Annotated in this window: 21 protein-coding genes; 5 read left to right on the forward strand and 16 right to left on the reverse strand. The window is 68.7% G+C overall.

Going from position 1 to position 22890, the window contains the following annotated elements; genetic code table 11:
• Positions 1 to 15: 15 nt before the first annotated feature.
• The gene (locus EJC77_RS03825) at positions 16 to 747 is read left to right on the forward strand and encodes an RcpC/CpaB family pilus assembly protein (RefSeq protein ID WP_125610255.1); all 732 of its coding nucleotides are present in this window, start codon (positions 16 to 18) and stop codon (positions 745 to 747) included.
• Here EJC77_RS03825 and EJC77_RS03830 read toward each other — a convergent pair.
• From EJC77_RS03830 to groES, 11 genes are all read right to left on the reverse strand, one after another.
• A complete protein-coding gene (locus tag EJC77_RS03830; protein WP_125610256.1) occupies positions 744 to 1268 on the reverse strand; it encodes a hypothetical protein in 525 nt (174 codons plus the stop codon). The two genes, EJC77_RS03825 and EJC77_RS03830, sit on opposite strands and share 4 nt — an antisense overlap.
• Before the next feature lie 66 nt (positions 1269 to 1334).
• Complete coding sequence (locus EJC77_RS03835; RefSeq protein WP_125610257.1) at positions 1335 to 5495, reverse strand: DUF4011 domain-containing protein; 4161 nt, start codon at positions 5493 to 5495, stop codon at positions 1335 to 1337.
• A gap of 111 nt (positions 5496 to 5606) precedes the next feature.
• Positions 5607 to 7196: a glutamine-hydrolyzing GMP synthase gene (gene guaA, locus EJC77_RS03840; RefSeq protein ID WP_125610258.1), complete on the reverse strand. Its 1590-nt coding sequence runs from the start codon at positions 7194 to 7196 to the stop codon at positions 5607 to 5609.
• Positions 7197 to 7241: 45 nt separating this feature from the next.
• The gene (locus EJC77_RS03845; RefSeq protein ID WP_240629745.1) at positions 7242 to 7736 is read right to left on the reverse strand and encodes a DUF3817 domain-containing protein; all 495 of its coding nucleotides are present in this window, start codon (positions 7734 to 7736) and stop codon (positions 7242 to 7244) included.
• The gene (locus EJC77_RS03850; RefSeq protein ID WP_125610259.1) at positions 7733 to 8584 is read right to left on the reverse strand and encodes an SURF1 family protein; all 852 of its coding nucleotides are present in this window, start codon (positions 8582 to 8584) and stop codon (positions 7733 to 7735) included. Before EJC77_RS03850 ends, EJC77_RS03845 begins: the two co-directional genes overlap by 4 nt.
• Positions 8585 to 8626: 42 nt before the next feature.
• Positions 8627 to 9118 carry a PTS sugar transporter subunit IIA gene (locus tag EJC77_RS03855; protein ID WP_125610260.1) on the reverse strand — a complete coding sequence of 164 codons (492 nt, stop codon included), beginning with the start codon at positions 9116 to 9118 and terminating at the stop codon, positions 8627 to 8629.
• 19 nt (positions 9119 to 9137) lie between these two features.
• A complete protein-coding gene (locus EJC77_RS03860; protein WP_125610261.1) occupies positions 9138 to 10880 on the reverse strand; it encodes a glycerol-3-phosphate dehydrogenase/oxidase in 1743 nt (580 codons plus the stop codon).
• 298 nt (positions 10881 to 11178) lie between these two features.
• Positions 11179 to 12303, reverse strand: coding sequence for a GuaB3 family IMP dehydrogenase-related protein (locus EJC77_RS03865; RefSeq protein WP_125610262.1), 1125 nt, complete (start codon positions 12301 to 12303; stop codon positions 11179 to 11181).
• A gap of 162 nt (positions 12304 to 12465) precedes the next feature.
• A complete protein-coding gene (gene guaB / locus EJC77_RS03870) occupies positions 12466 to 13980 on the reverse strand; it encodes an IMP dehydrogenase (protein ID WP_125610263.1) in 1515 nt (504 codons plus the stop codon).
• Positions 13981 to 14283: 303 nt separating this feature from the next.
• Positions 14284 to 15891, reverse strand: coding sequence for a chaperonin GroEL (groL, locus tag EJC77_RS03875; protein ID WP_125610264.1), 1608 nt, complete (start codon positions 15889 to 15891; stop codon positions 14284 to 14286).
• 98 nt (positions 15892 to 15989) lie between these two features.
• Positions 15990 to 16286 (reverse strand): co-chaperone GroES, encoded by a 297-nt coding sequence (gene groES, locus EJC77_RS03880; RefSeq protein ID WP_125610265.1) that lies wholly within the window; start codon positions 16284 to 16286, stop codon positions 15990 to 15992.
• Positions 16287 to 16593: 307 nt separating this feature from the next.
• Here groES and EJC77_RS03885 point away from each other — a divergent pair, with 307 nt between their 5' ends.
• Both EJC77_RS03885 and EJC77_RS03890 read left to right on the forward strand, forming a co-directional pair.
• Positions 16594 to 17466, forward strand: coding sequence for an ABC transporter ATP-binding protein (locus EJC77_RS03885; RefSeq protein WP_125610266.1), 873 nt, complete (start codon positions 16594 to 16596; stop codon positions 17464 to 17466).
• A complete protein-coding gene (locus tag EJC77_RS03890) occupies positions 17463 to 18275 on the forward strand; it encodes an ABC transporter permease (protein ID WP_125610267.1) in 813 nt (270 codons plus the stop codon). Before EJC77_RS03885 ends, EJC77_RS03890 begins: the two co-directional genes overlap by 4 nt.
• 3 nt (positions 18276 to 18278) lie before the next feature.
• Here the strand turns inward: EJC77_RS03890 and EJC77_RS03895 are convergent, their stop codons facing one another.
• The 5 genes from EJC77_RS03895 to EJC77_RS03915 form a co-directional block, all read right to left on the reverse strand.
• Positions 18279 to 19625: a hypothetical protein gene (locus EJC77_RS03895; RefSeq protein WP_125610268.1), complete on the reverse strand. Its 1347-nt coding sequence runs from the start codon at positions 19623 to 19625 to the stop codon at positions 18279 to 18281.
• 60 nt (positions 19626 to 19685) lie between these two features.
• Positions 19686 to 19889: a hypothetical protein gene (locus EJC77_RS03900; protein ID WP_125610269.1), complete on the reverse strand. Its 204-nt coding sequence runs from the start codon at positions 19887 to 19889 to the stop codon at positions 19686 to 19688.
• Between the two features lie 219 nt (positions 19890 to 20108).
• Entirely contained in the window at positions 20109 to 20849 is a 741-nt protein-coding gene (locus EJC77_RS03905; RefSeq protein WP_125610270.1) for a hypothetical protein, read from the reverse strand.
• A 95-nt stretch (positions 20850 to 20944) separates the two neighbouring features.
• A complete protein-coding gene (locus EJC77_RS03910; protein WP_125610271.1) occupies positions 20945 to 21694 on the reverse strand; it encodes an AfsR/SARP family transcriptional regulator in 750 nt (249 codons plus the stop codon).
• Between the two features lie 132 nt (positions 21695 to 21826).
• Entirely contained in the window at positions 21827 to 22114 is a 288-nt protein-coding gene (locus EJC77_RS03915) for a hypothetical protein (protein WP_125610272.1), read from the reverse strand.
• Between the two features lie 229 nt (positions 22115 to 22343).
• Here EJC77_RS03915 and EJC77_RS03920 point away from each other — a divergent pair, with 229 nt between their 5' ends.
• Both EJC77_RS03920 and EJC77_RS03925 read left to right on the forward strand, forming a co-directional pair.
• On the forward strand, positions 22344 to 22547 hold the full coding sequence (locus EJC77_RS03920; RefSeq protein WP_125610273.1) for a hypothetical protein: 204 nt from the start codon (positions 22344 to 22346) through the stop codon (positions 22545 to 22547).
• A gap of 59 nt (positions 22548 to 22606) precedes the next feature.
• Entirely contained in the window at positions 22607 to 22822 is a 216-nt protein-coding gene (locus EJC77_RS03925) for a hypothetical protein (protein ID WP_125610274.1), read from the forward strand.
• The last annotated feature ends 68 nt before the right edge of the window (positions 22823 to 22890 follow it).

Consider the following 22890-nt stretch of genomic DNA (forward strand, 5'->3'; position numbering starts at 1 on the left):
ATCTACCGTGGGCGGATGAAACGAACTGCTCCCCCACGCCGGACCCCGCCGCGGACCGGCTTCGCGCCGGGTGCGGCCTGGTCCCGCCGGCCGCCGCAAACACCGTGGTCCCGGTTGGGCCGGTGGATCAGGCGCCGTCGCCGGCTCGTGGCCTCGCTCCTGCTCTGTGCCGCCGCCGCCCTGGCCGTCCAGCAATTGACCCCCGCGGCCGCCGTGACGGTCTCCATCCCGGCCGCCGCGCGCGACCTCCCCGCCGGTCATGTGCTCGCCGCGGGTGACATCACGACAATGCCCATCGCCCCGTCCGCGGTGCCCGATGGCACCCTGGCCGTTGCCGGCTCCTGGCCGGGACGGCAGCTTTCCGGCCCGCTGCGGCGCGGCGAACCACTGACCGACGCGTCCCTCATGGGCGACGGGTTGCTGGTCGGGGCGCCGCCGGGCAGCCAGGCCGTGCCCGTCCGGCTGGCCGATGCGGGCACCGTGCGGCTCATCCGCCAGGGCCAGTTGGTGAACGTCGTCCTCTCCAGCACGACGGGCCTGGACGGGCCGACCACGGACCGGGTGCTGGCGGAGGCCGTGCCCGTGCTCTGGACACCGGCGAACGGCGGATCCGCGGCGCCGGGGCTGTTGCCGGCGCGGGACGTCGACGGGCTGGTGGTCGTGGCCGCGCTGCCGGACCAGGCACTGCGCCTGGCCGGCGCCTCGGCCCGGGGGAAGGTGTTCCTGGTGCTGGTGGGCTCCGGCTAGCGCAGCCGGTTGGCCCTGCGGAACGCCTTGGCCTCGGCGAAGTACCTGGTTGACGGGGCCAGGTAGCACAGCACCATGCCGGCGATGCCGAGCACGACCTGGACAATGGTGAAGATGCCGGCCGGGAAGCCGACGCCCACCAGCTGGTAGAGCGAGATGACGGCCAGCACGGAACCCGTGATGCGGGCCCAGTTCATGCCCTTCCGGAGGAACAACGCGATGAGGATGTAGAGGACCAGGCCGAAGACGGTGATCAGCGAGACCGTGACGATGGAAAATGTCTGGGCGGCCTCGGCCGAGCCGGCCGGCACGTTCTGGCCCTTCAGCTGGTTCTCGATCTGCCGCAGCACCTCGGCCGACGACACGTGGATGAGGTTGAAGATGCCGCTGATGAGGTGGAACAGGGCCGCGGCGAGGACCAGCCAGTACGCGCGCTGCACGGTGGACGGTACGGTCGGCCGGGGACCGGCGTCGAACCTCCCCTCCCCGGGATTGTAGCTGGGCATTCCTGACATGCTCATGGCCTCGCTCCTTGGTCGGTTCCTTGGTCGGCTATTCTGGCGGGTGCGCAGGCCCGGCCGGGCTTCCTACCCCCAGTGGGGCGGCTTGTTGTCCTTCAGCCAGGCGTCACGCCCGGCATCCTCGGGCTTGTCCCCCCACGTGTGCCCCTCATCACCGGGCGCCACGGTGGGCAGGATGCCACCGGCCGGGCCGGTGGCGCCGGCCGTGGGCGACTCCGGCGCCCCATCCCCGGTCGGTGCCTCGGCCGATTCGGCCGGCTCGGCCGGTTCGATGTCGGTGGTCGCTTTCGCGGCGTCCGCCGTTTCGGTGACGGGGGCGTGCGACCTTCGTGATGCGGACACGGTGTTGGCACTTTCTGCGGGAGTGTCGATGGCGGCCACGGTGGACGTGTCCAGCGGGGTGCCGAGCAGCGACGGCAGCTCGTCGGCGTGCGTGGACAGGGACAGGTAGCGGCCGATCCGGTCGGCACAGCCCGAGGGGTCCGTGAAGACCTCGATGGTCCACAGCGGCACGTACCGCCACCCCATCTTCTCGAGCATCTGCGGACGCAGCCGGCTGCGCTCCCGCACACTCATGCCCTGGTACTTTGCCGTACCGTCGTATTCGACGGCGACCGGGACGGGAATCTCCGCGTCGTCGCGGCCCAGCAGCTGCACCGGGTCGGTGGCGGCGACCAGGTCCAGCGCCCCGTCGTAGTGGTGCCACACGCGCGCACCGCGGGCTCGCAGGCGCTCGGCCAGATCCGCGACGAGCGGGTCTGCGCCGCTGGCCCGTTCGCGTTCGGCTGCCCGGGTCGCCGTGGAGCCGAGCAGCGAGTTGCCGGCCAGTTCGCGGTCCAGCAGCTCGTAGAAGTCCACGGCACCGTGGCTGAGCCGTTCGGCGTCCAGGTCCTCGGGCCGGAAACACGTGATGACATGCAGGTGCCGGCGGGCACGTGAGAAGGCCAGCGCGAACTTGGCCCGGCCGTCGGGTTCGGACAACGGCCCGAAGCTGTGCAGCACGCGCCCGTGCGGTGTTCGGCCGAAGCCCAGCGAGAAGATCACGTGGTCGCGCACCAGCCCGGCCGCCCGCGCCAATGTCACGACCCGGAATGATTCGGGACCGGAGTCAAAGAACGGGGCCAGCAGCGGATGGTTGGGCATCTGCAACCTGATGGCCTGGGCCACCCGGACGGCGTGCTGGTCGCTGGCCGTGATGACCGCCAGCGATTCGCGCGGGCGCACCCGGGCATGTTCGAAGACCAGATCGACGACGCGATTGACCTCGGCCACGACGGACTCGACGCCGCCGCTTCCGGCCCCCGGCAGGCCGGTGCCGTCCGGCAGGTAGTCCACCGTCAGGGACCGATCGATGCCCGTGATGGCCCGCCCGTCGGGCAGCCGGCCCAGCTGGTCGTCGTAGAAGCCGCCGCTCAGCTGCAGCACCAGGTCCTCGTCGACGGCCCGGTACGCCACCGTCAACCGGTGCCGCGGCAGCACCCGCGACAGGGCGCCGAGCACGCTCTCCAGCGGGTGCCCGGTGGCGGCGGACTCCCGGGATGCGACGGCCACGCTGAAGCTGCGCGGGGCGGCGGTCTGCTCGTCACCGAACGCCACGACCTGGCGGGCGCGGGCCAGGGACGGGAGCGCGGATTGCAGCGATGTCGATTCGGCGTCAAGCACCACGACCGTGTCGAAGCGGTGGGCGTGGGGCAGCACGGACGGGACCACGAGCGGGCTGGCCGTGAACACCGGCACCAGGTTCCGCACCAGGTCGGGCGCCTGTGCGTCCAACGCGTCGAGGGTGACGCGCCCGTCCTTGAGCAGGTTTCGCAGCAGCTCCCCCTGCCGGTCCTTGCCACCGACGATGCCGGCCCAGTCCCGGGCCAGCTTCCACCGGATGCGGGCCGGGCCACTGGCCACGTGCGTCTGGTCCGCGAGGCGGAACTCCGCCTCCAGGCGGCGGAGGTTCTCGCCGTCGGACATGGCCAGATAGTCGTCGCCGCTGATCATGGCCTCCAGGGCCGACTGCCACCACGCCAATTCCAGTTCGGAGCCCGTCTCCGCGGGCCCGGTCTCGCGCGCGGCCAGGTCGTCCAGCAGGTCGCCGAGCCCGTGCTCGCGCATGTTCTCCAGCAGCAGCGTGCGTTCCGGCAGGCTCTCCAGCGTGGCCCGGTCCTGGCAGAGCGCCTCGAGCCGGCCGACGAGTTCCTCGGCGTTGGCGTTGGCCAGGTCGCCGCCGTCGACCGTCCGCTCCAGTGCCGACCCGAGTTCGGTCAGCTGGGCGTTCAACTCGTCATAGGTGGCGCTCAACTCGGCCAGCCCGGTCGGCACCGTCGGATGCCGCTGGCTGGTGGCCATCTTCTCCCATGCCTCGCGCTGGTCGCGCACGTTGACCAGGGAGCCGTGCAGGTCATCGATGTGCACGCCGCGCCGGACGTATTCGCGCGCCGCACGACGCCCGCGGGCGCGCGCCATGGCCGGGACGTCGACGCCGTGTTCGCGGCGCCACGCCGCGCTTGCCGTGGCCGCGATCATGTCCGCCACGGGGCGGTCGAAGACGTCCGTTTCGAACTTGTCCAGGCTTTCACGCACGGCGACCAGCAACTCCAGCTGGCGGCCCCACGCGGCGAACGTGCCGCCCTGCCGGATCTGCGAGAACTCGGCCACCTGGTGCATCTTGTCCGCGAACGCCGGCACGGAGCGCAACAGCCGGTCGGCCAGCGCGTACGCCGCCTCGGTCTCCTTGCGCGTGACCAGTCGCGCCCCATGCCAGGCGCTGGACGTGGACGCCCGGGTGAATGCACCGAGTTCGGCGGCCCGGCGCAACCGGCCGGCCAGCTCGTCCCGGTCCTTGATGGCGTCGAGCACGCTGCGCTTGAGCCGGACGGTCGTGGCCGGTGCCGGGTGGATCGAGGTCAGTTCGGCCAGCGACTGCATGGCCTCGTAAGGCGAGCAGCCCCACCGTTCGCGCACGTCGTGCAGGCTGGCCACATGGTCCATCAGCTGGTGCCGGTGGTCGGTCAGGGTCGCATACAGGTTCGCCAGCTCCGGCTGGGTGGCCTTCTCGTTGCGGGTGATCGCGCGGACCAGCTGCGAGCGGAGCTGTTGCGGCCCGGTCTGGGCGCCCAGTTGCAGGGCCAGGGAGTCCAGGCCCAGTTCGCCGAGTCGCTTCGCCAGTTCGTTCAACGTGGCGCGCCGTTCGCCCACCACGAGCACGGTCTTGCCGTCGAACACGAGCTCGGCGATGGCGTTGATGGCCGTCTGCGTCTGTCCGGTGCCGGGAGGCGTGGACACGAGCACGGATTCGCCGGCCCGGATCAGGTCGAGCACGTACTGCTGTTGCGGATCGGCGTCCAGGACGAGCATTTCATCGGCCGGGTCGCGCTTGTCGAGGGGCACGAACCGGGACCGGTCGGGTTCCAGCTCGACCGGCAGCACGTCCCCATCGCTGTTCAGGCGCAGCTTGTCGACGAGTTCATTGCCGGCCAGCAGCGCCGGGTCGGCCAGGTTGTCGGCCAGGAACGCGAACGCGGACACCAGCAGGCTGTGCTCCACCGTGGCGCCCGGGATGCCGGAGAGCAGGTTGCGCAGCCGGTCCAGCACGGGAGCGGGGTCGAAGCGGGCCGTGCTGTAGGCGAGCCGGGCGAGCCCCTGCGCGTCGACGCCGATGCCCGCCTGGCGCAGGTGCCGCACCAGCGCGGGGTTGACGCGTGCCTGTTCCATGAGCTGCAGCTCGTAGTCGCCCTGGCCCGGGCGGGCGGTGAGTGCGACGCCGGCCAGCAGCACGGGCGCGCACACGTCACCGCTGTTTTCACCCGCCACGGCGGACCAGCGCACGATCCCGGCGGCGAGGTGGCCGACGTCGATCCCGCGGTCGCTGCTCATTTCGAAGATCTTGGCCCGCAACCCGGTGGCGGCCCGCTTGGCGGCCGCGTATTCGCCCGGTTCACGCAGCAGCGTGGACAACCGGGTCTTGCGCCCGGCCAGCAGTTGCGCGAGTCCGGAGGGATGCGCATGGGTCAGGTCGATGGTGCCCTCGGGCGTTTTCACATAGCCCAGGGCGGTGTCGGGGCCGGCGTACGAATCCAATCCGGCCAGCCATATTTGAAGCTCCGACGAGCTCCCGGCGGGATTCGGCTGTTCGGACACGAGTGCCTTCTTCTCTGCGCTTGATTTCTCGAGGCTTGATTTCTCTAAGCCTGATTTCTCTAGGCTGGAGCGAAACGATCTGGACCACACGGACATGCTCTCGAGGCTATCGCGACTGGTCCACGAATGCCTGCATGGCACACTGGGGGGCGCCGAAATAGGCCGCAAGATACGGACATTCGGCGCGCCCCAGCGTCCAACGGCAGGCTATTCCCACTCGATGGTTCCCGGCGGCTTGGACGTGACATCGAGGACGACCCGGTTGATGCCGTCCACCTCGTTGGTGATGCGATTGGAGATGCGGGCCAACAGGTCGTAGGGCAGGCGCGACCAGTCGGCGGTCATGGCATCCTCGCTGGAGACCGGCCGCAGCACGACCGGGTGACCGTAGGTGCGCCCATCACCCTGCACGCCCACGGACCGGACATCGGCCAGCAGCACCACCGGCATCTGCCACACGTCGTTGTCCAGGCCGGCCGCCGTGAGCTCGGCGCGGGCGATGGCGTCGGCCCTGCGCAGCAGCGTCAGCCGTTCCTCATTGACGGCGCCGATGATGCGGATGCCCAGCCCCGGGCCGGGGAACGGCTGGCGGCCCACGATCTCGGCCGGCAGGCCGAGTTGGGCGCCGACGGCGCGGACCTCGTCCTTGAACAGCGCGCGCAACGGTTCGACCAGTTCGAACTGCATGTCCTCGGGCAGGCCGCCCACGTTGTGGTGGCTCTTGATGTTCGCGGCGCCCTCGCCGCCGCCCGATTCGACGACGTCCGGGTACAGCGTGCCCTGGACCAGGAAGCGGACGGGTTCGCCGGCGTCGGCGGCCTCGGCCACGATGGCGGCCTCGGCGGCCTCGAACGCGCGAATGAACTCGCGGCCGATGATCTTGCGCTTCGTCTCCGGGTCGGTCACGCCGTCGAGGGCGGACAGGAAGCGGTCCTGCTCGTTGGCGACGTACAGCTTGGCGCCGGTGGCGGCGACGAAGTCGCGTTCCACCTGCTCGGCCTCGCCCTCACGCAACAGCCCGTGGTTGACGAACACGCACGTCAACTGTTCGCCGATCGCGTTCTGGACGAGCGCCGCGGCCACCGCGGAGTCGACGCCGCCGGACAGGCCGCAGATCGCCCGGGCCGTGCCGACCTGTTCGCGGATCCGCTCGACCTGGTCCTCGACGATGTTCCCCGTGGTCCAGTTGGCTTCCAGCTTGGCGCCGTTGAACAGGAAGTTCTCCAGGATCTGCTGGCCGTAATCGGAATGCTTGACCTCCGGATGCCACTGCACCCCGTACAGGCACTTCTCCTCGTAGGCGAACGCCGCAACGGGGGCGCCGGCGGTGGAAGCCAGCACGTCGAAGCCGTCGGGCGCCTGCTGCACGGAGTCACCATGGCTCATCCACGCGTTGTGGTGCGCGGGCGTGGCGGCCAGGATAGAGCGGCCCTCCCCGACCAGCGTCACCTCGGTTGCGCCGTACTCGCGCAGCCCGGTCTGTGCGACGGTGCCGCCGAGCGCCGCGGCCATGGCCTGGAACCCGTAGCAGATGCCCAGGACCGGCACGCCGGCCTCGAACAGGTCGGCACCCACGCTGGGGGCACCGTCGGCGTAGACGCTGGACGGGCCGCCGGAGAGGATGATGGCGGCGGGGTCCTTGGCGAGCAGCTGTTCGGTGGACAAGGTGTGCGGCACGATTTCCGAGTACACGTTGGCCTCGCGCACACGGCGTGCGATGAGCTGGGCGTATTGGGCACCGTAGTCCACAACCAGGACGGGCTTCTGGGAAGTCTGGGCCGTAGCGGGATTAGTCACTGTTCAATCTTAACGCACCGGGCGGGCCCGGCCGGGACCGCCCGGTCAGTACCGCTTGGGCGCCTTCGGGTTCGCGGCGATCTCCGCCAGCGCCTGCTTGTGCACGCGGCCCTCGACGATGAACGACAGGAACGGGATGACACCGCCGAGCGCGATCAGGATGAACTTCGGGAACGGCCAGCGCATGAGCGACCACAGCCGGAAGTCGGCCACCAGGTACACGACGTACATCCAGCCGTGCACGATCAGCACGGTCGTGGAGATGTTGAACCCGCCGGTGACCGCCAGGGTGCCGTCGGAGACGGCGACGAAGCCGACGCCGTGCGCGGTGCCGGTGACGGCGTCCGTGCCGCCGGCCATGAGCACCGAGTGGAAGCCGTACCGGACGATGAGTTCGATCGTGAGCAGCAGCAGCATGGTGCCGGTGGCCCACGCCATGACCTTGTAGAACTTCAGGGCGCCCAGGATCTGGGCGGGCGTGCCGCCGAAGCGGCGCTTGGGCGCGGTGCTGGTTGGGGTGGTGGACGGGGTTTCAGTCACTTGGTTTCCTCTTGTTCCAGGGTGGGCGGCACGGTTTCGCCTGCGCCGACGTCGTCATCATCGCCGTCGTCGTACGCGTCGTGATCGTCGATGCCGTGTTCACGCTTGTAGTCGTCCCGCACGAGCCGCCACCACAGGAACACGGCGAACCCGGCGAACACGACCCATTCGACCGAGTAGAAGATGTTCAGCCAGTTGATCTTGTTGTTCTGGTCGGTGGCGGTGACGGTGATGGGCGTCAGGCCCGCCGTGGCGACGGGCACGCCGTCGGCCAACTCCTTGTAGGAGATGACGAACGCCGCGTAGGTGGTTCGCTGCCAGGTGTTGGCCAGTTCGGCGCTGGAGAGCGCGCCGACCTGGCCGGCCGGCAGCGCGTGGTCGGCGACGGGACCCTCGGAATCGAGCAGCCGCCCGGTCAGCATGATGGGGCCCGACGGCGGTGGGCCGGCTTGCGCCGGGTCGGCGAGCCAGCCCCGGGCCACCGGGATGACGGTCTCGCCGGTCGCGCCCGCCCCGGTGAGCTTGGGGGCGCCGTCGACGACGAACGCCGTGACCACCCAGTAGCCGCGCAAGCCGCCCTGCAGGCGGGCGTTGACGATGACCTGCCGGGTCGGGTCGAAGTGGCCGGTCGCGCTGACGATCTGCCCCTCGTCGCTGCCCATCAGCGGCTGTCCCAGCGTGATCGCATCGATCAAGGGCTTGCTGTGTTCCGTGACGGCCGGCGGTGGCGTGTCCGTTCGCAGCGAACGGTTGAACTGCCACTGGCTCAGCAGCACGAACACGGCCGCGATGGCCAGTGCCAGCACGAGCGTGGCGATCCACTTGGCCTTCAGGGCAGTCCTCAACACCCCTTAACGGTACTTCGTCACGCTGTAGAAGAGCGAATGGGCCTAATGGTCGAAGAACACGAGGGAGGAGTTGATGAGTTCGGAGATGACCTCGGCGTCGTGGGCCCGCCGCAGCGATTCGCGGAAGTTCTCCTTGAACAGGGACCGGGCGATTGTGGCCAACACCTCAAGGTGGGCGGAGAAGGAACTGGCCGGGGTCGCGATCAGCAGGATCACCGTGGCCGGCCCGTCGACCGCGCCGAAGTCCAGGCTGTGCCCGTATTTCGTGATGCCGACGGCGATCGAGGTTTCCGTGACGTAGTCGCTGCGCGCGTGCGGCATGCCGATGCCGCCGGGTAGTCCGGTGGCCATCTGGTGTTCGCGGGAGTTGACGTGGCGCAGGAACCCGTCCAGGTCGGACACCCGGCCCGCCTCGAACATGGTCCGGGCCAACTGGGCGGACGCGTCCTCCTTGGACTCGGCAACCATTTCCAGGATGACCAGTTCGGGGGTCGTGAGCCGGGTGTCGTACCGTTCAAGCGCGGCCTCTGTCATCACTGCCTTTCATGGGGGTTCACGGCCGCAACGGGACGATGTCCGGGGCGCCGAGCCGGGCGGCGTCCGCGGAATCGTCGTCGGGCTGTTGTTGGCTGAGCCGCTCCGCCTCGACCCGGGCCAGGTAGTGCGCCACCTCGTTTTCCTCCTGGGTGGCGCTCCAGCCGAGCACCTTTCCCATGAGCCTGGCGGCAACCGGCGCGGCGGACACGCCGCGGTCCCACGCCTCGATGGAGATGCGGGTGCGCCGGGTGAGCACGTCATTGAGGTGGAGGGCGCCCTCGTGCGTGGTGGCGTACACGACCTCGGCGCCCAGGTAGTCGTCGGCGCCGGGCAGCGGCTCGCCCAGTTTCGGGTCGTCCTCGATCAGGGCGAGCACCTCGTCGGCCAGCGACCCGTACCGGCTGAGCAGGTGCTCGATGCGGACCACATGGACGCCGGTCTCGTCGGCGGTCCGGTTGCGCCTGTTCCATGCCGCCTTGAAGCCGTTGGCCCCCATGAGCGGAATGGTTTCCGTGCAGCTGGCCGGGACGCGCTCGTCCAGTGCCCGGGTGGCCTCGTCGATGGCGTCCTTGGCCATGACCCGGTAGGTGGTGAACTTGCCGCCGGCCACCACGACCAGGCCGGGCACCGGGTGCGCCACGACATGCTCGCGGGAGAGTTTCGCGGTGGAGTCGCTTTCGCCGGCCAGCAGCGGCCGCAGCCCGGCGTACACGCCCTCGACGTCCTCACGGGTGAGCGGGCGCTTGAGCACCTTGTTCACGTGCTGCAGCAGGTAGTCGATGTCCTTGCTGGAGGCGGCCGGGTGCGCCTTGTCCAGCTTCCAGTCGGTGTCGGTGGTGCCGATGATCCAGTGCCGGCCCCACGGGATGACGAACAGCACGGACTTCTCCGTGCGCAGGATCAGCCCCACCGTGGACTGGATCCGGTCCCGGGGGACGACGAGGTGGATGCCCTTGGAGGCGCGCACCTTCAGCTGGCCCCGGTCGGTGACCATCGCCTGCGTTTCGTCGGTCCACACGCCCGTGGCGTTGACGACCTGCTTGGCGCGGATCTCGAATTCCTCGCCGTCCTCCTGGTTGACGACCTTCGCCCCGACGACGCGCTCGCCTTCGCGCAGGAAGTCCACGACCCTCACCTGGTTGACCGGGCGGGCGCCGAACGAGGCGGCCGTGCGGATGATGTTGGCGACGAGCCGGGCGTCGTCGACCTGCGCGTCGTAGTAGCGGATCGAGCCGATCATGGCGTCGTCCTTGAGGCTGGGTGCCGCGCGCAAGGTGCCGCGCCGGGACAGGTGCTTGTGCATGGGCACGCCGCGGCTGTTGCCGCTGGTCAGCCCCAGCGTGTCGTACAGGAGGATGCCGGCCCCCACGTAGGGGCGTTCGACGAACCGCTTCGCCAGCGGATACAGGAACGGCACGGGCCGGACCAGGTGGGGGGCGATCCGCTGGATGAGCAGGCCGCGTTCCTGCAGCGCCTCCTGGACGAGCGCGAAGTCGAGCATTTCCAGGTAGCGCAGGCCGCCGTGGATGAGCTTTGACGAGCGCGACGACGTGCCGGCCGCCCAGTCGTTGGCCTCCACCAGGCCAACGGACAGCCCGCGCGTGACGGCATCCAGCGCCGAGCCTGCACCCACCACGCCACCGCCGACGATCAGGACGTCCAGTTCCCGCCCGCGTTCATTCGTGGCCTTCAGCGCCGCAATGGACGCGTCCCGTTCGGCGGGTCCGAGGATTCCCGTGGGGCGGGGTGTGGCAGACATGGCGGACCTCCAGGGGTTCTCGACTTGCTGGTGTGCAAAACCATACGCGCTCGATCCGCCGAACGGGAGGGACCGGATAGGTGGTCGAGCCTGGGCCCACGGCCGCGAGGGGCCCCGACCGAGCTTGCGAGGGCGGGGAGCGAGACCCGTGATTTCGACAAGCTCAATCACCGGATCGGTGGTCGAGCTTGTCGAGACCGGTGATTTCGACAAGCTCAATCACCGCATCGGTGGTCGAGCCTGCCGAGACCGGTGATTTCGACAAGCTCAATCACCGACAAGCTCAATCACCGGCGGACTAGTCCGTGACGAGGACCTCGACGCGCTGGAATTCCTTCAGGTCGGAGTAGCCGGTCGTGGCCATGGCCCGGCGCAGCGCCCCGATCAGGTTGGACGCGCCGTCGGCCTGGTGGGCCGGGCCGAACAGGACCTCCTCCAGCGTGCCAACGGTGCCCATCTTCACGCGGTGCCCGCGCGGCAGTTCCTGGTGGTGCGCCTCGGCGCCCCAGTGCCAGCCCTGGCCCGGCGCCTCCTCGGCCCGCGACAGCGCCGCGCCGAGCATGACGGCGTCCGCGCCCATGGCGATGGCCTTGACGATGTCGCCGCTGGAGCCCACGCCGCCATCGGCGATGACGTGCACGTAGCGTCCCCCGGATTCGTCCATGTAGTCGCGCCGGGCAGCGGCCACGTCGGAGATGGCGCTGGCCATGGGTGCCCGGATGCCCAGGGCACGGCGCGTGGTGGTGGACGCGCCGCCGCCGAAGCCGACCAGCACGCCGGCCGCGCCGGTGCGCATGAGGTGCAGGGCCGGGGTGTAGCCGGCCGCGCCGCCGACGATCACGGGCACGTCGAGTTCGTAGATGAACTGCTTGAGGTTCAGCGGTTCGGTGGTCTTGGAGACGTGCTCGGCGGACACGGTGGTGCCGCGGATCACGAAGATGTCGACGCCGGCCGCAACCACCGTCTTGTAGTGTTCCTGGGTGCGTTGCGGGGTCAGGGAGCCGGCCACGGTGACCCCGGCGGCCCGCATCTCGGCCAGCCGGGACGTGATGAGCTCGGGCTGGATGGGGGCGCTGTACAGCTCCTGCAGGCGGCGCGTGGTGCGCGGCTCGATGACGGAGCCCTCCAGGTTCGCGATCTCGTCGAGCACCGGCTGCGGATCCTCGTAGCGGGTCCACAGGCCCTCCAGGTCGAGCACGCCCAGGCCGCCCAGCTTGCCCAGCGTGATGGCCGACGCCGGGGACATGACCGAGTCCATGGGCGCGCCGAGGACCGGGGTCTCGAATTGGAAGGCGTCGATCTGCCATTTCACGGAGACATCCCGCGGATCGCGCGTCCGGCGGGAGGGGACGATCGCAATGTCGTCCAGGGAGTACGCTCGACGCCCACGCTTGCCACGGCCAATCTCAACTTCGATAGTCACGCCCACTAGCCTATCCCAGCGCCCGTCGGTGGTTGAGTTTGTCGAAACCACCGGGGGTCTCGCTCCCCAGCCTCTCCCCGCCCTCGCAAGCTCGGTCGGGGCCCCTCGCGGCCGTGGGCCCAAGCTCGACCACCGACAAGCTCGACCACTGGACGGGGTCAATCACCGGGAGCGGTAGTTCGGCGCCTCCACGGTCATCATGATGTCGTGCGGGTGCGATTCCTTCAACCCGGCCGAGGTGATGCGCACGAACTTGCCGCGCGCCTTCAGTTCCGGGATGGTGCGCCCGCCCACGTAGAACATGGTCTGGCGCAGGCCGCCGACGAGTTGGTGCGCGACGGCGGAGAGCGGGCCACGGTACGGCACCTGCCCCTCGATGCCCTCGGGGATCAGCTTCTCGTCGGAGGGGACGTCGGACTGGAAGTACCTGTCCTTCGAGTAGGAGGTGTTCTCGCCACGGGTCTGCATGGCGCCCAGCGAACCCATGCCGCGGTACGTCTTGAACTGCTTGCCGTTCATGAACACCAGGTCGCCCGGCGATTCGGCCGTTCCGGCCAGCAGCGAGCCGAGCATGACGGAGTCGGCGCCGGCCACGAGGGCCTTGCCGATGTCGCCGGAGTACTGCAGGCCGCCGTCGGCGATGAGCGGCACGCCGGCCGGGATCGCGGCCTTCGACGACTCATAGATGGCCGTGATTTGCGGCACGCCGACCCCGGCGACGATCCGGGTGGTGCAGATGGAGCCGGGGCCGACGCCGACCTTGATGGCGTCCGCGCCGGCGTCGATCAACGCCTGGGCGCCCGCCCGGGTGGCCGCCTGGCCGCCGATGACGTCCACGTGCGCGGCGGCCGGGTCCCGCTTCAGCCGGGCGATCATGTCCAGCACGCCCTGGCTGTGGCCGTTGGCCGTGTCCACGACAAGCACGTCCACGCCGGCGTCGACGAGGGCCATGGCCCGGTCGTAGCCTTCGCCGAAGAAGCCGACGGCGGCGCCCACGCGCAGCCGGCCGTCGTCGTCCTTCGTGGCCAGCGGGTACTGCTCGGCCTTGTCGAAGTCCTTGACCGTGATCAGGCCCTGCAGCACGCCGTCGTCGTCGACGAGCGGCAGCTTCTCGATCCGGTGCTTGCCGAGCAGCTCGATGACCTCTTCGCGCGCGACACCGACCTTGGCGGTGATCAGCGGCATCCGGGTCATGACCTCGTGCACGGTGCGGGTGGCGAACTCGGCGCGCGGGATGAAGCGGGTGTCGCGGTTGGTGATGATGCCCAGCAGCTTTTGGTCCTCGTCCACCACGGGCAGCCCGGAGACCCGGTAGCGGGCGCACAGGTCGTCGAGTTCCTGCAGCGTCGCGCCCGGGCCGACGGTGACCGGGTTCGTGATCATGCCGGATTCGCTGCGCTTGACCTGGTCGACCTGGGCGGCCTGCGCCTCGATCGACAGGTTGCGGTGGATGATGCCGATGCCGCCCTGGCGCGCCAGCGCGATGGCCATGGGCGCCTCGGTGACCGTGTCCATGGCCGCGGACAGCAGCGGGATGTTCAGGCTGATGCGCTTGCTCAGCCGGGTGGCGGTGTCGGCCTCGGACGGGATGACGTCGGTGGGGCCGGGCAGCAGCAGCACATCGTCATAGGTCAGGCCAACGAAGGCGAACGGGTCATGGATTTCGGGCTGGGACACGAAGTCTCCTTCTCGGGCGAAGAATTGAACCGATGGAGTGTGCAATCGGTGGCCAGCTTTCGTCATTACGGAACTGGTCTGTGCTTTGGTTTGCGTTGGTTACAGTCTAAAACGAAAGCCGGCCCCTCCCCTATTCCGGCCGGCCCCGCCGGCCTGCGGTGATTCCCGCCACGCACCGACGCACGAAGCCCCCGTCCGGCACCGTGGGGTGCGGACGGGGGCTTCGCTGCGAGCCGCGTGGGCCCACGCTTGCCAGGTTCCCGGCAAATCGCGCCAGCGATTTTCCGGGCCGGCAAGCGGGGATCAGTGCTGGTGGCCGGCCGGCTCATCCTCGGCCGGCTTGTCCGTCACGAGCGCCTCGGTGGTGAGCACCAGGGCGGCGATGGACGCGGCGTTGCGCAGCGCGGAACGGGTGACCTTGACCGGGTCGATGATGCCGGCCGTGACCAGGTTGCCGTACTCGCCGGTGGCGGCATTGAAGCCGAAGCCGTCCTCGAGCTCGCCCACCTTGTGCACGACGACGTAGCCGTCGGCGCCGGCGTTCTGGGCGATCCAGCGCAGCGGCTGGGCCACGGCGCGGCGGACCAGCCCGATGGCGGTGGCCGCGTCGCCTTCCAGCTTGGCCACGAGCGGGCTCTCGTCGAGGGCCTTGGCGGCCTGGACCAGGGCGGAGCCGCCGCCGGCCACGATGCCCTCTTCCAGTGCGGCACGCGTCGCGGACACGGCGTCCTCGATGCGGTGCTTCTTCTCCTTGAGCTCGACCTCGGTGGCGGCGCCGACCTTGATGACGCCGATGCCGCCGGCCAGCTTGGCCAGGCGCTCCTGCAGCTTCTCGCGGTCCCAGTCGGAATCCGTGCGCTCCAGTTCGGCGCGCAGCTGGGCCACGCGGTCGGCCACATCGGTGTCGGAGCCGGCACCGTCGACGATGGTCGTGTTGTCCTTCGTGACGGTGATGCGCCGGGCCGTGCCGAGCACCTCGAGGCCGACCTGGTCCAGGGACAGGCCGATCTCCGGGGAGACGACCGTGGCGTTGGTCAGCACGGCGATGTCCTGCAGCATGGCCTTGCGGCGGTCGCCGAAGCCCGGCGCCTTGACGGCGACGACGTTCAACGTGCCTCGCAGGCGGTTGACGATCAGCGTGGACAGGGCCTCGCCGTCGACGTCCTCGGCGATGATGAACAGCGGCTTGGACGCCTGCATCGTCTTTTCCAGCACCGGCAGGAACTCCTGGATGTTGGAGATCTTGCCCTGGTTGATCAGGATCAGCGCATCCTCGAGGACGGCCTCCTGGCGCTCGGCGTCGGTGACGAAGTACGGCGACAGGTAGCCCTTGTCGAACTGCATGCCCTCGGTGAGGACCAGTTCGGTGGACGTCGTGGAGGATTCCTCGATGGTGATCACACCATCCTTGCCGACCTTCTCGAACGCCTCGGCCAGCAGGTCGCCGATCTCGGGGCTCTGCGCGGAGATGGCGGCCACCTCGGCCACCTGGCGGCCCTCGACGGGGCGGGCGTTCTCGAGCAGGCGCTCGGCGATGGCCTCCACGCAGACCTCGATGCCGCGCTTGAGGTCACCGGGGGCGGCACCGGCGGCCACGTTGCGCAGGCCTTCACGGACCAGTGCTTGGGCGAGCACGGTCGCCGTCGTCGTGCCGTCACCGGCAACGTCGTTCGTCTTCGTGGCGACTTCCTTGGCGAGCTGCGCGCCGAGGTTCTCGTACGGGTCTTCCAGCTCCACCTCGCGGGCGATCGTGACGCCGTCGTTGGTGATCGTGGGGGCGCCCCACTTCTTGTCGAGCACGACGTTGCGCCCGCGCGGGCCGAGGGTCACCTTGACGGTGTCGGCCAGCTTGTCGATGCCGGCCTCGAGGGCCTTGCGGGCCGCGTCGTTGAATGCAAGCTGCTTGGTCATGTTTCATGTCCTTTCACGCAAAGACCCCGCACCGGAATCTTGACGATCTCGACGATCTCGACAGGCTCGATCACCGGTGCGGGGCTTCACAAAAGTCGTTACTTTACGACGACGGCCAGCACGTCGCGAGCGGAGAGCACGAGCAGCTCCTCGCCGCCGGTCTTGACCTCGGTGCCGCCGTACTTGGAGTAGAGGACGACGTCGCCCACGGTAACGTCGACGGGCACGCGGTTGCCGTTGTCGTCAACGCGGCCGGGGCCCACTGCGACGACTTCGCCTTCCTGCGGCTTCTCCTTGGCCGTGTCCGGGATAACCAGACCGGACGCGGTGGTCAGCTCGGCTTCGAGCTGGCGAACAACAATACGATCCTCAAGAGGCTTAATAGAGACCGACACTCGGACCTCTCCTTCACATGAGTAAATTCTTAGCAGATGGCACAAGGTCCTGCCGCCCTTGGCGGGGTCGCCGACCGTCGTCGCGGTGCCGGTGACAACCCCTGATGGCTGCAAGCCCTGTCGTTAGCACCCTCGGGGTGAGAGTGCTAACCCTGACTCTATTGACTCGGTTAGCACTCGGTCAAGGCGAGTGCCAACGTGAGGGTGTGAAAGTGCGACGACGGCGGGTCCGGTTTCGCGCTCGGCGCACCCGTCGCGCGCCGCGCCGGGCGTTGTTCGAGTCCGCCGGCGGTGCAACGATGGGCATATGAGAGCTGCCGATCCTCCCGTCCGCGTGCGTGACCTCACCAAGGCCTACGGGGCCCTCACGGCCCTGGGAGGCGTGAGCTTCGACATCGAGGAGGGCGAGACGTTCGGGTTGCTGGGTCCCAACGGCGCCGGCAAGAGCACCACGATCGAGATCCTCGAGGGCTACCGGAACCGGTCCGGCGGGTCGGCCAGCGTGCTCGGCGTCGACCCGCAGCACGGCGGCACCGGCTGGAAGGCGCAGCTGGGCATCGTGCTGCAGTCCGGCGGGGAGAGCGCGAATGTGAGCGTGGTGGAGCAGCTCACGCACTTCGCCCGCTACTACCCGAACCCGCGCAACGTGGGGGAGGTCATCGAGGCCGTGGGCCTGGCCGACAAGGCCAGGACCCGCATCGGCAAGCTCTCCGGGGGGCAGCGCCGCCGCGTGGACGTGGCCCTGGGCATCATCGGCCGCCCCCGGCTGCTGTTCCTGGACGAGCCGACGACGGGCTTCGACCCCGAGGCGCGGCGCCAGTTCTGGGGCCTGATCGACCGGCTCAAGGGCGAGGGCACCACCATCCTGCTCACCACCCACTATCTGGACGAGGCCGCCGCACTGTCCGACCGGGTCGGCGTCATCGTCGACGGACGCCTCGTGGACATCGGGCCGGTCGATGAGATCGGCGGGGATGCGGCGAAGGTGCCGCTCGTGCGGTGGCGGGAGGCCGGCGTCGTCCGTTCGGAACGCACAAGGGCACCGGCGGCGCTGGCCGCGCGGCTCTTTGCCGAGGCCGGCGGCGAGGTGGACGGGCTGGAGATCACCCGGCCCAGCCTGGAGGACATCTACCTGGACTTGGTCGGGGCCCGCGACGATGGGTCCGGGGAGGCGGCATGAGAACCCTCGACCTCGGGTGGTCGCGGATCAGGTACGAGCTCAAGACCTACTTCCGGCAGGGCGATTCGGTGTTCTTCACGTTCCTGTTCCCCATCCTCATGCTGTCGGTGTTCGCGGTGGCGTTCAGCACCAGCGGCAAGATCGGTGCCGCGCCGGACGGCAGCGGCGGCATCAGCTTCGCCGCTTTCTACGTCCCCGGCATGGTGGCCGCCGGCATGCTGCTCAGCGGGGTGCAGAACCTCGGCGTGGACATCGCCGGCGAAAAGGGCGACGGCACGCTCAAGCGCCTGGGCGGCACGCCGCTGCCCGTGTTCTCCTACTTCATGGGCAAGATCGGCATGGTGCTGGTCTCCGCCATCCTGCAGGTGGCCCTGCTGCTGCTCGTGGCCAGGTTCGGGTTCGACGTGGCGCTGCCCACCGAACCGGGCAAGTGGTTCACGTTTGCCTGGATCTTCCTGTTCGGCGTCGTGACCAGCTGCGTGCTGGGCATCGCCTTGTCCGCACTGCCGCGCACCGGCAAGAGCGCCACGGCCGTCGTGATCCCGATCGTGCTGTTGCTGCAGTTCATCTCCGGCGTGTACCTGAACTTCAACCAGCTGCCGGCGTGGTTGCAGAACATTGCCAGCGTCTTCCCGCTCAAGTGGATGGCGCAGGGCATGCGGAGCGTGTTCCTGCCGGCCTCCTTCGAGACGGCCGAACGCGGCGGCGCATGGAACCTGGGCCTCGTGGCGCTGGTCATGGGCCTGTGGCTCGTGGTGGGACTCATCTTGTGCCGGTTGACGTTCCGCTGGATCCGGAAGGACAGCTGAGCTCTACCGGACCAGGTGGCGTGCCGAGTTCGGGTCGATCCGGCGCTGCCGGGCCGGGCGCCGGCGGGCGGCCGTCCACCGGCGCCCGGCCTTGACGACCGCGGCCAGCAGGCGCTGGAGGATCACCACGAGCCCGAGCAGCGGCAGCACCAGCATGACGACCGACAGCGCGGAATACAGCGCATCGAGGGGGTGGCCCTGGGCGAAGGCCGGGCCAATCCCCTGGGCGTGCATGGCCACGGCCGCCGCCGTCTGCTGGACGACCAGCGGCAGGCTCCACAGCAGCCAGCCGAGCATCAGGATCAGTGCGGGAATGACAATGAGGACCCAGGCCGTGACGATCCTGCGGGCCGCCGGACGCAGTTCGGCGACGCGCGGATCGGGGGCCCGTCCGGGCACCAGACTGCGCAGGACCGGGCCGACGCGCGCGAACAGGTCGGGCACGCCGGCCAGGTCCGCCAACACGAAATAGCCGTCCAGGCGGATCGTCGGGGGAAGCTGTTGGAGCATCTGGAACTGCATGGCCAGCACCAGCAGCAGCAGGATCCCCTGCCCCGTGAGCAGGTACCCGATCCCGGCGACCAGCACGCACCAGACGTTGAAGTAGAGGCCGCCGAGATCCGTGCGGAGCCGGCCGGCCCTCGGGAGCCGGTAGGAGTCCGTCACGTTCGTGAAGAACGCGGGAAAGACCAGGTACAGGCCGAACCCGATGACCCCGGGCTTGGCGCCGCCATAGTGGCAGGCCGTGGCGTGCCCCAGCTCGTGGATCAGTGCGCCGGCCACGAGCAGGACGAACAGCTCCAGCAGCAGGACGGGGGTGACCAGGATTTGTTGCAGCGCGCCCAGGAAATTGGCGGTGGCGAAGATTGCGATGTCCAGCGCCACGAGCCCGGCCAGGGCCACGATGACCACGGGGGTGAAGTACAGCGGCGACAACCAGCGGGCCAACCGCTGCACCAGCGGGGCCGGCACGAGCGTGCCGCGCAGCCGCAGGGCCAGCAGCGGATCGGCGGTCGGGGGCTTTTCCATCGACGGCTGATCCAGCGACCGGTCCTCAAGGAGCCCGTTGGGTGCCAGCTTCGTCTCGATGAGCTGTTCCAGGCCCGCCACGTCAAGCTCGCGGCCATAGGCGTCACTGACCAGCCGGGCCACGTCGGCGGGCGCGCGGTCCGCCGCCACCGTGGACAGGACCAGGTTGAGCAGGGTCGACAACTGGATGACTTGGCCGTCCGGGCGTTGGACCAGGTAGGTCTGCTGGACGAGTCCCGAACCGGACACCGGTCCGAGGAGCTGGACGCCCGGGGCAAGGGACCATTGCGGTGTGCGGATGTCGCTGGACTCTGTGGTCATGGCCCCTCGATCGTGTGTGGGCCCGGCGCCTGGAAGCCAGACGCCGGGCCCGGGTGGTCGTCAGCTGTTGCTCTGAACGACGTTGACTGATTGCAATGCTGCGCTGTTCGCCGAGGACAGGATCGTGCCGGCATTGACCGCGAGCGACGAGTTCGACGCCCAGACGGCGGCCCAGTTGTGCCCGAAGTTGAAGAACAGGGTCTCCTTCGTGGGAAGCAGTTCCACGCTCTCGCCTTCGAGTTCGGTGATGGTCATCATTTCCATATCATTCACCTCCTTCGAAATCCTGGGGAGTTCCGTGAACGGATCTCCACTTGGGGGTCTTTCAGGAACAGTCAATCCGAGCCCCCGTTGCTGCCGCGTTACAGCCGCGTTGCCGTGGGTTGCCGATCCGTCCCGGGACGCAAAACGGCCCCTGCGGGGGAGGGAACACCACTGGTTCGCCTGCCCGCAGGGGCCGGGTCGGTCCGTCTCAGCGGGCGCTCACTGGCCCACCTGCACGTCGACGTTCCGCTGTACGGCGGCCCCGCCCACGGCGGAGACGATGATCTTCGAAAGCCGTGCGGCCGTGTCGTCGACCAGCGCCTTGGCCTCGGGCGCGGCCATCCGGCGCTGCGAGTTCTTGGCCGGCTGCTGCAGGCGGTCGGCGAGTTCGGCCTGGATTTCGCTGATGAGGGCCTTGGCCTGGCTGGACAGCTCCCGGTACGACCCCCCGGCGATGACGAATTGGATGGCCGCCGCGGACGTGTTGCAGTCGACACAGCCGGAGTTCAGGGCCAGCGCGCGATTGTTCACGGTCAACGGCTGGGCGCGGCGCGCCACCACGAGTTGGACCGAAACGGCCGACGACGTGCAGCCGGTGCAGCTGGACCAGGCCGCCGCGGTGTTGTCACCGGTGGCCGCGGTGCCGGTGAAGTACACCACTTGGAAGGTTGTCGACGTCCCGCTGCAGCCATCGCAATTGCTTGTGGCCACCGACGACGCCACCGCCTTCGCCGCCGACGAGGACGTCCGTGCGGTCGCGACGGCGTTGTCGCCGACCGTCGGATTGGCCGTGGACGGGATGGCCGAGGAGGCCGCGTCCAGGCTGGAGATGTACCGCGGGGCGTAGTGGCCCCAGCGGATCTGCCCTGAGGCCTGGGACACGGGGGTCTGGGACACGGCGGGCGTGGAGCCGGTGCCCGTCACAAGGGTGGCCGCGACGAGCACGGGCACAAAGAACAAACTGGCAAGAAACCTGCGGTGCATTGCTAACCTCGTTTCTACTTCGATTACTTGGTGTGGATCAAAGCGGAGGAGACCGAGCGGAGACTAGCAAACTATCGGAGGACCTGCCTCGGGGCGGAGCGGATGACGGGTGGAAGGTGCTCCAGGAGCAGCTCCCGGAATTTCGAGGACGGCTCGGCGCCCAGTTCCTGGTCCAGGTAGCTGCGGAAGTTCTCGTATTCGTGGACCGCGGAGGCGTAGTTGTCGTCGGCGAGGTAGGCCCGGAGCATGATCAGCCGGGCGCTTTCGCGGAAGGGTTCGATGGAGGCGGCAACCTTGGCGGCGTCCAGCGCCAGCCCGGTCTGTCCCGTCGCCAGGTAGCGCCTGGCGAGTGCCTCGAGGGCGAACAATCGTTGGAGCTGCAGCCGTTCCTGTTCGAAGAGGACCCAGTCCTCATACCAGCCCGGCAACAGGTCGGCGGACCGGAGAACGTCGATGGCCGCGCCGCCCGGCGGCACCGCACCCCCGTCGTCCCCAATGTCGGAGATCAGCCCCCGGACACGATCGAGATCCACGGTCACATGCTCGCCGAGCGTCAACGGGTCCATGTCGCCGGACAGCAGGGACGGAAGTTCGTGGGAGATCCGGAACACGCTTGAGCGAAGGCTGCCGGCGGCCTGGCTTTCCGAACTGCCGGGCCAGAGCAGGTCCGCGAGGTAATGACGGGACCGGGCACCGCGCAGGGCCAAGACGCTGATGACGCGTTGTTGGCGTGGCCCGACGTCGATGGTTTCACCATGGTGTCTGAGCCTCCAGCAGCCCAGCAGGTTCAAATCCCACCCTGAATTGGAGGTCGTTCGCACTTGCCCCTCCCCCGGCGCCCCGGCCACAAGATAATTCGGACCTGTGAGACCGCCCCAAGCCCCTTGTTAACTTCTAAGTAAGGCCTCAATGCCCTGCCCTGTCAAGAGTCGTCGGGCACAATGACGGTGCTGTTACACATTGTCCGGCGTCGGCACCGGCGGCTCCGCGCTTGAGAACCGTGAAAGCCAGCTCCGAACCGCCTGCAGGACCTCCTCGGGGTTCGTGACGACGGATACGGCCGGCTCGGATTCTTCCGGCCCGCCAAACGTCAGCCGCGCGCGGAATCCGGGCTCCTGGTCGGGTTCCGACCACACGCGGATGACCATGGCACCCACGTCGGCGTAGCCACCACCCAGGTCATCCATATCAACCATTTCCACGCTTTCCCAAATATCCGACTTCGAACGGGCAATCTTCAACCTCCGGGCAACCCTACCAGCCGGTAACGATATGAGTCTAAGTCATTGCAATAGCCTCCATTATGTCCTATTCGATGAATTTATGTGAGACCAATCCACGGTCCGGAGGGCCCTGCAACGCCGCTGTAACGCGGCTGCAACGGCGGCCGGGATTGACTGTTCGAGGAAGACCCAAACAAGGAGATCCGATCGCGGAGCTCCACCAGGAAATCCCAAGGAGGTGAATGAAATGGAAATGATGACCATCACCGAACTCGAAGGTGAGAGCGTGGAACTGCTTCCCACGAAGGAGACCCTGTTCTTCAACTTCGGGCACAACTGGGCCGCCGTCTACGCGTCGAACTCGTCGCTCGCGGTCAACGCCGCCACGATCCTGTCGCAGGCGAACAGCGCAGCGCTGCAGGAGGTCAATGTCGTCCAAGCCAACCACTAGGCATTCGCCCCGTCCGGCGCCCGCCTTCCGGGCGCCGGACTCACAGAAAGGTGAGGAGCATGACTTCATCATCGCTCCTGCGCTCCGACGAACTCGATGCCGAGTTCGCGCAGCTCCTGCCCAGGCGCGAAACATTGTTCCTGGACTTCAACATCAATGTGGCCCCCGTGATTGGTGTCAACCTGGCGCTGGCCATCAACGCCGCGACCATTAACTCCGTCGCCAACGCGGGTGCGTGGCAGAACCTTGCTTCGGTGGCAGTCATCCACCACTAGCGCCCGGGGCCGGCCCGTCCGGCGGGCATGTCGTCGACGACGGCATGCCCGCCGTTCGGCGTTCAGGC

Source organism: Specibacter cremeus (genome assembly GCF_003946885.1).
Classification (GTDB): Bacteria; Actinomycetota; Actinomycetes; order Actinomycetales; family Micrococcaceae; genus Specibacter; species Specibacter cremeus.

Coding starts and splice junctions, on each gene's coding strand:
- EJC77_RS03825 (WP_125610255.1), top strand. CDS start 16: ATGAAACGAACTGCTCCCCCACGCCGGACCCCGCCGCGGACCGGCTTC.
- EJC77_RS03830 (WP_125610256.1), bottom strand. CDS start 1,268: ATGAGCATGTCAGGAATGCCCAGCTACAATCCCGGGGAGGGGAGGTTC.
- EJC77_RS03835 (WP_125610257.1), bottom strand. CDS start 5,495: ATGTCCGTGTGGTCCAGATCGTTTCGCTCCAGCCTAGAGAAATCAGGC.
- EJC77_RS03855 (WP_125610260.1), bottom strand. CDS start 9,118: ATGACAGAGGCCGCGCTTGAACGGTACGACACCCGGCTCACGACCCCC.
- EJC77_RS03860 (WP_125610261.1), bottom strand. CDS start 10,880: ATGTCTGCCACACCCCGCCCCACGGGAATCCTCGGACCCGCCGAACGG.
- groL (WP_125610264.1), bottom strand. CDS start 15,891: ATGACCAAGCAGCTTGCATTCAACGACGCGGCCCGCAAGGCCCTCGAG.
- EJC77_RS03885 (WP_125610266.1), top strand. CDS start 16,594: ATGAGAGCTGCCGATCCTCCCGTCCGCGTGCGTGACCTCACCAAGGCC.
- EJC77_RS03890 (WP_125610267.1), top strand. CDS start 17,463: ATGAGAACCCTCGACCTCGGGTGGTCGCGGATCAGGTACGAGCTCAAG.
- EJC77_RS03895 (WP_125610268.1), bottom strand. CDS start 19,625: ATGACCACAGAGTCCAGCGACATCCGCACACCGCAATGGTCCCTTGCC.
- EJC77_RS03900 (WP_125610269.1), bottom strand. CDS start 19,889: ATGGAAATGATGACCATCACCGAACTCGAAGGCGAGAGCGTGGAACTG.
- EJC77_RS03920 (WP_125610273.1), top strand. CDS start 22,344: ATGGAAATGATGACCATCACCGAACTCGAAGGTGAGAGCGTGGAACTG.
- EJC77_RS03925 (WP_125610274.1), top strand. CDS start 22,607: ATGACTTCATCATCGCTCCTGCGCTCCGACGAACTCGATGCCGAGTTC.